Raw genomic sequence first — 8,910 nt, 5'->3', positions numbered from 1 at the left:
AACATTGGATAAAACAGCATAAAGTGGCATTTGAGATCTTGCTGTTATCGCAACCCACTCAGTAAGCGAAATTGTGCTCATTTCTACTCCCTTACGATAAACTTCTATTATCCATTAACGGTTATCGGTTACTTTTTATCAGAAAATTTTAAAACTGCGACTTAAAAACTTACTGCAAATTAAAACCGTCATATCTTAATTTAACTATCTCCTACAATATCTCACCTACAATATCTCACCTACAACATCCATCTTTCCCATTTATCGTCTTCGTCTCTATAGACTTCTTTTTTATCGATTCGCCACTCTTTATTTTTATAGTGAAGCGTATAACGATAGCGATATTCCAAGATAGAATGATCTTGGGTTTCAATGGCAATTTTATTTTTGTTTAATACTTCGGTTGCCAGTATTTCTTCATCGGGAGAATAATCTGGTGGGAATCCAAGAGCTAAACCAGCTTGCCTTCCGTATTTTCTTTCTTTTAAGGTACAATAGCTTTTAAATATAGCATCAAGCTCTTCTAGGATTTTGGGGGTTAAAGAATCAGAATTTTTACTATTTTCATCGTATTCTTCAGTTAAATTAAAAAAATATACCTCCCATCTATTCATTGCGATAATAAATTTTTTTAGTACTGCTACTGCTTCTTGTATATTAGGTTCCATAATATATCCATCCGTTTTCTAACCAGCTAATTTATCAATACCATTACAGATAATATCGCAGCAATAGTTTAAGTATAATTACATTAATCCGATTATGCAAACAAATGTAAATATCTAAATTATCCAATGTATTTCTAGGTTAGGATAAATAAGAAAGAGATGAAGAAAATAGTGGTTTGGGTGATTTAACTTCACGTCAATTACCCCGTTTATCAAGCAACTTGCCTAAACTGCAGTTAGGATAGATTAGAAATAGATGAAGAAAATGATGGTTTACATGATTTGATTTCATGTCAATTACGTCGTTTATCAAACAGATTTCCTAAAACTGAGGTTAGGATAGATTAGAAATAGATACAAAAAATAACGGTCTCCCTGATTTGATTAATGGTGATTAACTAGTTACCAAAAACAGAGGAGAGATACGGGAATACGGCTATGTAACTAATAATTAATTTTATAAGAAGCCGGATGGCTATCCGGCAGTTAACTGTTCTTAATCTGGTATATGGGTTTCATAAATCGGTACAAAATCACTTAAAACCAATCCCCACTTATGATTAGCATACTCAAATAATTCATCAATGTTTTGAAAAACATATGCCTCATAACAATCAATGCTTTTATTAAATAAATAAAGATCCTCTTGATTAGGATCTGCATAATAAGTTTCAAACTTGTACAAATAAAAGACATTATCACTATCAGTAATTGGTCTATTTAGCCAACCAAGATATCTACCTAACTTTGAGTGTTCTAGCGCATCAATTTCTTTTAACCTTTTTATATATTTTTCATCATATTCAAGTGAAAAAATCTGAAAAAATCGAGTTTTATTATTTTCTTTTCTTTCTGCACATTGCCCACGCATCTCATATGGATATGGATGATAAGGATTATTATATGTTGTCTTTGTCATGATTATACAATTTCCTTATGGTTATTTCCTTTAATATAAGGAACTGGAACTATCATAGTAAACAATAGCGCTAGATTAAAATATACACAAGTATGTTTATCAACTTTTACTAACCAATATACTTATTTAGATTATCAAACACATTTCTAGGTTAGGATAGATTAGAAATAGATACAAAAAATAACGGTCTACCTGATTTGATTAATGGTGATTAACTAGTACCAAAACATAGGGGGAATACGGCTATGTAACTAATATTACAAAAAGCCGGATGGCTATCCGGCAGTTAACTGTTCTTAATCTGGTATATGGGTTTCATAAATCGGTACAAAATCACTTAAAACCAATCCCCACTTATGATTAGCATACTCAAATAATTCATCAATATTTTGAAAAACATAAGCCTCATAACAATCAATGCTTTTATTAAATAAATAAAGATCCTCTTGATTAGGATCCGCATAATAAGTTTCAAACTTGTACAAATAAAAAACATTATCACTATCAGTAATTGGTCTATTTAACCAACCAAGGTATCTACCAAAGTCTGAGTGTTCTAGCGCATCAATTTCTTTTAACCTTTCTATATATTTTTCATCATATTCAAGTGAAAAAATCTGAAAAAATCGAGTTTTATTATTTTCTTTTCTTTCAACACATTGCCCACGCATCTCATATGGATATGGATGATAAGGATTATTATATGTTGTCTTTGTCATGATTATACAATTTCCTTATGGTTATTTCCTTTAATCTAGGGAACTGGAACTATCATAGTAAACAATAGCGCTAGATTAAAATATGCACAAGTATGTTTATCAGAGCATAAATACCTATATGAGCATTTAGTTTTTATCTTTGGTTTTGATAAAATCTGAATCATCACAGGATGTATCAAGGTTACGTAAGCGCAATGAGTCGTCAAATTCTGCGCTAATTTGTTTTTCACCTTTGGTTGCGATCAGCTTTAAACCATCATCAAACGTTATTTGATAATCTTTAGCTAGCAAATAGTATTTTATCGCAGCATAGTGATTTACTTCAAAGCCGGCAATATATTGCGAGATTACACTAGCAACGCGGTAATGCGTATCCTTCTCTTGATGAATTTGGTCAATATAATCATTATTAAAAGTTAACACAAGTGTACCTTGACCATAATTACCGACATAATAACCACTTGAGTTAAACATACCACTTGCAATAATTCCCAATGGATGTAGATCTTCTTTGGTGGCATCAAATTTAGGAAATTTAAATAAATCAATATTGTTCTCTTCACCAAATTTTTTAAGCTCAAGAGACTGTTCGATAACATTTTTTGGAAGATCAGCTTGCTCATTTCCCCAAGCCCAAAGCCAAGTCTCGCTCAAATGTGAAAAAGATCCCAATAGCTGAAAAGAACAATATAAATCATTACCAAAAACAAGTTGCTGTTTGAGCATATCAATTTGCCAAGGCTTATCGTTGATAACACCATCTAAATCCATTTGCTTTTCAAAAGCAAGTCCAACATATTGTTCGATAAGGGTTTCTAATGTTTGTTTTTCTTGATGCGCTCCAAATTGGTCAAGTTTTTTATTTTTTGATAATAATTTTTTCCAGAATTGCATATATCATCCTTACTTTTAGATCTAAATATTACTCATTATTTTAAATAATTTAATTTTTATAAATTCATCCAATAAAATTTTAAGATGATGTTGTCAATTTGCTACCTGATATTTCGGTGATTAAGTAGGAGAAATAAACCAAACCTTTTTATCATGACTCATTTCCGGTTTTGTATGCTCAATTATTAAGCAAACGATTGATACAGTCAAGTTAACTATTCTTATGCAAAATCATAGAGATGAATATAGATAAAATCTATTAACGTTTTCGCTATCTTTTAGTGAGCTACCGTTATAAAACTAATTTAATTTTCGCTTGATAGGTCGCTTCGCGATATCGAACTTATGATAATAATTACTCAGTTTATTAGTCATATCGGCTATTACGGTTAGGATAGATTAGAAATAGATGCAAAAAATAACAGTCTACCTGATTTGATTAATGGTGATTAACTAGTACCAAAACATAAGTGGAATACGGCTATGTAACTAATAATTAATTTTATAAAAAGCCGGATGGCTATCCGGCTGTTAAAGATTTTTAAGTGGGAAATGTGTTTCGCGACTCGCTACGAAATCACTTAATACCAATCCCCACTTATGATTAGCAAATTCGAGTAATTCATCAATGTTTTGAAAATAATAAGTCTCATAACAATCAGAGCTTTCATTAAATAATTCAGGATCGTCTTGATTAGGATCCGCATAATAAGTTGCAATCTTATACAAATAAAAAACATTATCACTATCAGTAATTGGTCTATTTAACTGTTCGATACACATAGCTGCATAAGAACTTTCAAACAAATCATTTTCTTTTAACCGTTTTATTTTTTCTTTATCATATTTATATGAATCAACCTCAAAAAAACGAGTCTTGTCTTTCTCTTGTTTTTCTGCAAATTGCCCGCGCATCTCATATGGATATGGATGATAAGGATTATTATATGTTGTCTTTGCCATGTTTATACAATTTCCTTATGGTTATTTCCTTTTATCTAGGGAACTGGAACTATCATAGTAAACAATAGCGCTAGATTAAAATATACACAAGTATGTTTATCAACTTTTGCTAACCAATATACTTATTTAGATTATCTACCCCCCTTCTAGGTTAGGCTAGTCTCCTAAGTTAACTGTCAGAATAAATTGGAAATAAATACAGAATCAAGTAAATCGTCTAAATTAACGGTTAGGATAGATTAGAAATAGATGAAGAAAATAGTGATTTACATGATTTAACTTCACGTCAATTACCCCGTTTATCAAACAAATCACCTAAACTTAGGTTAGTATAAATTAGAAATATAACGGTCTACCTGATTTGATTAATGGTGATTAACTAGTACCAAAACATAGGGGGAATACGGCTATGTAACTAATAATTAATTTTATAAAAAGCCGGATGGGTATCCGGCTGTTAAAGATTTTTAAGTGGGAAATGTGTTTCGCGACTCGGTACGAAATCACTTAATACCAATCCCCACTTATGATTAGCAAACTCGAGTAATTCATCAATGTTTTGAAAATAATAGGTCTCATAACAATCAGAGCTTTCATTAAATAGTTCAATATCGTCTTGATTAGGATCCGCATAATAAGTTTCAAACTTATACAAATAAAAAACACTATCACTATCAGTAATTGGGCTATTTAACTGTTCGATACACATAGCAGCATAAGAACTTTCAAACAAATCATTTTCTTTTAACCGTTTTATTTTTTCTTTATCATATTTATATGAATCAATCTCAAAAAACCGAGTCTTGTCTTTCTCTTGTTTTTCTGCAAATTGCCCGCGCATCTCATAGGGATATGGATGATAAGGATTATTATATGTTGTCTTTGCCATGTTTATACAATTTCCTTATGGTTATTTCCTTTAATCTAGGGAACTGGAACTATCATAGTAAACAATAGCGCTAGATTAAAATATACACAAGTATGTTTATCAACTTTTGCTAACTAATATACTTATTTAGATTATCTACCCCCCTTCTAGGTTAGGATAAATTAGAAATAGATGAAGAAAATGATGGTTTACATGATTTGATTTCATGTCAATTACGTCGTTTATCAAACAAATTTCCTAAAACTGAGGTTAGAATAGATTAGAAATAGATGAAGAAAATAGTGGTTTTGATGATTTGATTTCATGTTAATCACACCGTTTATCAAGCAACTTGCCAAAACTGCAGTTAGGATAGATTAGAAATAGATACAAAAAATAACGGTTTACCTGATTTGATTAATGGTGATTAACTAGTTACCAAAAACAGAGGAGAGATACGGGAATACGGCTATGTAACTAATAATTAATTTTATAAGAAGCCGGATGGCTATCCGGCTGTTAACTGTTTTTAATATGATGGTATATGGGTTTTATGTTTCTGTACAAAATCACTTAAAACCAATCCCCACTTATGATTAGCAAATTCGAGTAATTCATCAATGTTTTGAAAATAATAACGTTCATGACAATAAGTGCTTTCATTAAATAATTCAGGATCGTCTTGATTAGGATCCGCATAATAAGTTGCAATCTTATACAAATAAAAAACATTATCACTATCAGTAATTGGGCTATTCAACTGTTCGATACACATAGCAGCATAAGAACTTTCAAACAAATCATTTTCTTTTAACCGTTTTATTTTTTCTTTATCATATTTATATGAATCAATCTCAAAAAACCGAGTCTTGTCTTTCTCTTGTTTTTCTGCAAATTGCCCGCGCATCTCATAGGGATATGGATGATAAGGATTATTATATGTTGTCTTTGCCATGTTTATACAATTTCCTTATGGTTATTTCCTTTAATCTAAAGAACTGGAACTATCATAGTAAACAATAGCGCTAGATTAAAATATACACAAGTATGTTTATCAACTTTTACTAACCAATATACTTATTTAGATTATCTAACCCCCTTCTAGGTTAGGTTAGTCTCCTAAATTAACTGTCAGAATAAATTGGAAATAAATACAGAATTAAGTAAATCGTCTAAACTGCGGTTAGGACAAATTAGAAATAGATACAAAAAATAACGGTCTCCCTGATTTGATTAATGCTGATTAACTAGTACCAAAACATAGGGGGAATACGGCTATGCAACTAATATTACAAAAAGCCGGATGCTATCCGGCGGTTAACTGTTTTTAATATGATGGTATATGGGTTTTATGTTTCTGTACAAAATCACTTAAAACCAATCCCCACTTATGATTAGCAAATTCGAGTAATTCATCAATGTTTTGAAAATAATAACGTTCATGACAATAAGTGCTTTCATTAAATAATTCAGGATCGTCTTGATTAGGATCCGCATAATAAGTTGCAATCTTATACAAATAAAAAACATTATCACTATCAGTAATTGGGCTATTCAACTGTTCGATACACATAGCAGCATAAGAACTTTCAAACAAATCATTTTCTTTTAACCGTTTTATTTTTTCTTTATCATATTTATATGAATCAATCTCAAAAAACCGAGTCTTGTCTTTCTCTTGTTTTTCTGCAAATTGCCCGCGCATCTCATAGGGATATGGATGATAAGGATTATTATATGTTGTCTTTGCCATGTTTATACAATTTCCTTATGGTTATTTCCTTTAATCTAAAGAACTGGAACTATCATAGTAAACAATAGCGCTAGATTAAAATATACACAAGTATGTTTATCAACTTTTACTAACCAATATACTTATTTAGATTATCTAACCCCCTTCTAGGTTAGGTTAGTCTCCTAAATTAACTGTCAGAATAAATTGGAAATAAATACAGAATTAAGTAAATCGTCTAAACTGCGGTTAGGACAAATTAGAAATAGATGCAAAAAATAACGGTCTCCCTGATTTGATTAATGGTGATTAACTAGTTACCAAAAACAGAGGAGAGATACGGGAATACGGCTATGTAACTAATATTACAAAAAGCCGGATGGCTATCCGGCGGTTAACTGTTTTTAAGATAATGGCATATGGGTTTTATAACTCGGTACAAAATCACTTAAAACCAATCCCCACTTATGATTAGCAAATTCGAGTAATTCATCAATGTTTTGAAAATAATAAGTCTCATAACAATCAGAACTTTCATTAAATAGTTCAATATCGTCTTGATTAGGATCCGCATAATAAGTTTCAATATAGTACAAATAAAAAACATTATCACTATCAGTAATTGGTCTATTTAACCGCTCGATATACGTATTATATCCAGAGTGTTCAAACATATCATTTTCTTTTAACCATTTAATTTCTTCTTCATCATATTTAAATGAATGAACCTCAAAAAAACGAGTCTTATCTTTCTCCTGTTTTTCTGCAAATTGCCCGCGCATCTCATATGGATATGGATGATAAGGATTATTATATGTTGTCTTTGCCATGTTTATACAATTTCCTTATGGTTATTTCCTTTAATCTAAAGAACTGGAACTATCATAGTAAACAATAGCGCTAGATTAAAATATACACAAGTATGTTTATCAACTTTTGCTAACCAATATACTTATTTAGATTATCAAACACCTTTCTAGGTTAGGATAAATTAGAAATAGATGAAGAAAATGGTGGTTTACATGATTTAACTTCACGTCAATTACCCCGTTTATCAAACAAATCACCTAAACTTAGGTTAGGATAGATTAGAAATAGATACAAAAAATAACGGTCTACCTGATTTGATTAATGGTGATTAACTAGTACCAAAACATAGAGAATACGGCTATGTAACTAATAATTAATTTTATAAGAAGCCGGATGGCTATCCGGCGGTTAACTGTTTTTAATATGATGGTATATGGGTTTTATGTTTCTGTACAAAATCACTTAAAACCAATCCCCATTTATGATTAGCAAATTCGAGTAATTCATCAATATTTTGAAAATAATAAGTCTCATAACAATCAGAGCTTTCATTAAATAGTTCAATATCGTCTTGATTAGGATCCGCATAATAAGTTTCAATATAGTACAAATAAAAAACATTATCACTATCAGTAATTGGTCTATTTAACCGCTCGATATACGTATCATATCCAGAGTGTTCAAACATATCATTTTCTTTTAACCATTTAATTTCTTCTTCATCATATTTAAATGAATGAACCTCAAAAAAACGAGTCTTATCTTTCTCCTGTTTTTCTGCAAATTGCCCGCGCATCTCATATGGATATGGATGATAAGGATTATTATATGTTGTCTTTGCCATGTTTATACAATTTCCTTATGGTTATTTCCTTTAATCTAAAGAACTGGAACTATCATAGTAAACAATAGCGCTAGATTAAAATATACACAAGTATGTTTATCAACTTTTGCTAACCAATATACTTATTTAGATTATCAAACACCTTTCTAGGTTAGGATAAATTAGAAATAGATGAAGAAAATAGTGGTTTACATGATTTGATTTCATGTCAATTACGCCGTTTATTAGGCTAGTCTTCTAGTATCTGTATTTTAAATAGGCAAAATAGGAAGGTTCAGTTAAAACCTGACCGGTTTTAACTGATTGAAGATGGCAACGATGCATATTAAGAGTGAACTATATTTAAAACTGCGATTTAAAAGTTTACTGCACTTACTGCAAATTAATATCGTTAAACTTTAATTTAACTACCCACTATAATGACAATTTTTCCCATTTATCGTCCTGGTCATTATAGACTTCTTTTTTATCGATTCGCCACTCTTTATTTTTA

Annotated in this window: 10 protein-coding genes; all 10 read right to left on the bottom strand. The window is 30.6% G+C overall.

Annotated elements, in window-relative coordinates; genetic code table 11:
• Window positions 1-239: 239 nt before the first annotated feature.
• On the bottom strand, window positions 240-668 hold the full coding sequence (locus DKK70_RS16490; RefSeq protein WP_110434951.1) for an NTF2 fold immunity protein: 429 nt from the start codon (window positions 666-668) through the stop codon (window positions 240-242).
• 496 nt (window positions 669-1,164) lie between these two features.
• Complete coding sequence (locus DKK70_RS16485) at window positions 1,165-1,587, bottom strand: hypothetical protein (protein WP_110434950.1); 423 nt, start codon at window positions 1,585-1,587, stop codon at window positions 1,165-1,167.
• Between the two features lie 296 nt (window positions 1,588-1,883).
• The gene (locus DKK70_RS16480; RefSeq protein ID WP_110434949.1) at window positions 1,884-2,306 is read right to left on the bottom strand and encodes a hypothetical protein; all 423 of its coding nucleotides are present in this window, start codon (window positions 2,304-2,306) and stop codon (window positions 1,884-1,886) included.
• A 126-nt stretch (window positions 2,307-2,432) separates the two neighbouring features.
• Entirely contained in the window at window positions 2,433-3,200 is a 768-nt protein-coding gene (locus tag DKK70_RS16475; RefSeq protein ID WP_110434948.1) for a DUF6882 domain-containing protein, read from the bottom strand.
• Window positions 3,201-3,731: 531 nt separating this feature from the next.
• Window positions 3,732-4,163 (bottom strand): hypothetical protein, encoded by a 432-nt coding sequence (locus tag DKK70_RS16470; protein WP_110434947.1) that lies wholly within the window; start codon window positions 4,161-4,163, stop codon window positions 3,732-3,734.
• Window positions 4,164-4,620: 457 nt separating this feature from the next.
• Window positions 4,621-5,052: a hypothetical protein gene (locus DKK70_RS16465; protein ID WP_110434946.1), complete on the bottom strand. Its 432-nt coding sequence runs from the start codon at window positions 5,050-5,052 to the stop codon at window positions 4,621-4,623.
• A 508-nt stretch (window positions 5,053-5,560) separates the two neighbouring features.
• On the bottom strand, window positions 5,561-5,986 hold the full coding sequence (locus DKK70_RS16460; RefSeq protein ID WP_110434945.1) for a hypothetical protein: 426 nt from the start codon (window positions 5,984-5,986) through the stop codon (window positions 5,561-5,563).
• 372 nt (window positions 5,987-6,358) lie between these two features.
• Complete coding sequence (locus tag DKK70_RS16455) at window positions 6,359-6,784, bottom strand: hypothetical protein (RefSeq protein ID WP_110434945.1); 426 nt, start codon at window positions 6,782-6,784, stop codon at window positions 6,359-6,361.
• 383 nt (window positions 6,785-7,167) lie between these two features.
• Window positions 7,168-7,593 (bottom strand): hypothetical protein, encoded by a 426-nt coding sequence (locus tag DKK70_RS16450; protein WP_110434944.1) that lies wholly within the window; start codon window positions 7,591-7,593, stop codon window positions 7,168-7,170.
• 398 nt (window positions 7,594-7,991) lie between these two features.
• Window positions 7,992-8,417 carry a hypothetical protein gene (locus DKK70_RS16445; RefSeq protein ID WP_110434943.1) on the bottom strand — a complete coding sequence of 142 codons (426 nt, stop codon included), beginning with the start codon at window positions 8,415-8,417 and terminating at the stop codon, window positions 7,992-7,994.
• Between the last annotated feature and the right edge of the window lie 493 nt (window positions 8,418-8,910).

Source organism: Gilliamella apicola (assembly GCF_003202655.1).
GTDB classification, from domain to species: domain Bacteria; phylum Pseudomonadota; class Gammaproteobacteria; order Enterobacterales; family Orbaceae; genus Gilliamella; species Gilliamella apicola_R.
This window is presented reverse-complemented; position numbering and strand designations above follow the sequence as displayed.

Coding starts and splice junctions, on each gene's coding strand:
- DKK70_RS16490 (WP_110434951.1), bottom strand. CDS start 668: ATGGAACCTAATATACAAGAAGCAGTAGCAGTACTAAAAAAATTTATT.
- DKK70_RS16485 (WP_110434950.1), bottom strand. CDS start 1,587: ATGACAAAGACAACATATAATAATCCTTATCATCCATATCCATATGAG.
- DKK70_RS16480 (WP_110434949.1), bottom strand. CDS start 2,306: ATGACAAAGACAACATATAATAATCCTTATCATCCATATCCATATGAG.
- DKK70_RS16475 (WP_110434948.1), bottom strand. CDS start 3,200: ATGCAATTCTGGAAAAAATTATTATCAAAAAATAAAAAACTTGACCAA.
- DKK70_RS16470 (WP_110434947.1), bottom strand. CDS start 4,163: ATGGCAAAGACAACATATAATAATCCTTATCATCCATATCCATATGAG.
- DKK70_RS16465 (WP_110434946.1), bottom strand. CDS start 5,052: ATGGCAAAGACAACATATAATAATCCTTATCATCCATATCCCTATGAG.
- DKK70_RS16460 (WP_110434945.1), bottom strand. CDS start 5,986: ATGGCAAAGACAACATATAATAATCCTTATCATCCATATCCCTATGAG.
- DKK70_RS16455 (WP_110434945.1), bottom strand. CDS start 6,784: ATGGCAAAGACAACATATAATAATCCTTATCATCCATATCCCTATGAG.
- DKK70_RS16450 (WP_110434944.1), bottom strand. CDS start 7,593: ATGGCAAAGACAACATATAATAATCCTTATCATCCATATCCATATGAG.
- DKK70_RS16445 (WP_110434943.1), bottom strand. CDS start 8,417: ATGGCAAAGACAACATATAATAATCCTTATCATCCATATCCATATGAG.